The 1,123-nt window shown below is 30.2% G+C and carries 1 protein-coding gene; it reads right to left on the bottom strand.

Annotated features, from left to right (window positions below; genetic code table 11):
* Positions 1-760: 760 nt before the first annotated feature.
* The coding region (locus A9G30_RS00920; RefSeq protein WP_141671936.1) for an integrase core domain-containing protein at positions 761-1,123 on the bottom strand (363 nt) is incomplete at its 5' end.

The following is a 1,123-nucleotide window of genomic DNA, read 5'->3' as shown; positions in this document are numbered from 1 at the left end:
AATTTGAAATTTTTATATTCAAAATATCTGATAATTAGAATTGAATAGAATGAACAAAACCATCAAAAACTTGGTTCTATTTATCTTTGTACAGCTTACACTGCAATCAATTATTGAAAATTTATTTCACTAGGGAGGAAGATCAGAATCATATGTTATTCTTAAAAATTCTATTTTTAAGAATAAATCACTCTTAGTCATGATACTATCCTTTAAAGCTTTTTAAATTAGATCCATTTAACTTTTATTAATAGCATAATAAATGAACATGTCAATATTTTCCTACTACTAAATTAATTTTTAGATTTAAATAGAACATAAAAATTATTATTGAAGAAATAATAATATTCATATTTTCCTATAATTAAATTGAGTAAGCCGGTATTATCATCGTAGCGATGGCGGATAGTCGCCCAGTTTTGGTGTTCGGCTGTGAGTTGATTACTTTATGTTATATTCCCAACCTAATACATTCTCGTTATCTTTTACCGCTATCAAGCGACCAGAAAATCACTTTGGCAGTAACGCTGCCTTAATCTATAAATAGATTAAGGCAAGCTTTATGTTGTATAAAAATAAACCATTTTGCTTAATAAGCAACAGATTTTCAATAAACGATAAATATATCCTATTGTTTATGAATCTAATAATGCCTAAACCAGCTTTAAATAAGGGTTATTATATAAAACCTCATCAATAAGCTGATGAGATTTAATTAACTGTAAATACCTCAAACTTAGTACACAACTCACGTAGAAAATCATGCTGCTTGTTTTAGTGTTTTATACTCAATCGGTGTCATGTTATTTAATGCCTCATGCGGTCTTTCGGTGTTATAAATCGTTAACCATTCTTCAGTTATTCTCCTTGCTTGTGCTAAGTTGTTAAAAAGATATAAATCGAGTACTTCAGTACGATAGGTACGATTAAATCGTTCAATATAGCCATTTTGATAAGGGCTACCGGGCTGGATATAATCAATGGTTATATCATGTGATTTGGCCCAGTTTATAAAGGTTTTTCCTGTAAATTCTGGCCCATTATCGACCCGTATTTTTAATGGATACCCATGATATTCGGCCAGTTTATCTAAGTAACGGGTAATCCTTCCTGCTGGTAAGCT

Origin of the sequence: Gilliamella sp. Fer4-1 (assembly GCF_001690515.1) — a bacterium.
Classification (GTDB): Bacteria; Pseudomonadota; Gammaproteobacteria; order Enterobacterales; family Orbaceae; genus Gilliamella; species Gilliamella apicola_C.
This window is presented reverse-complemented; position numbering and strand designations above follow the sequence as displayed.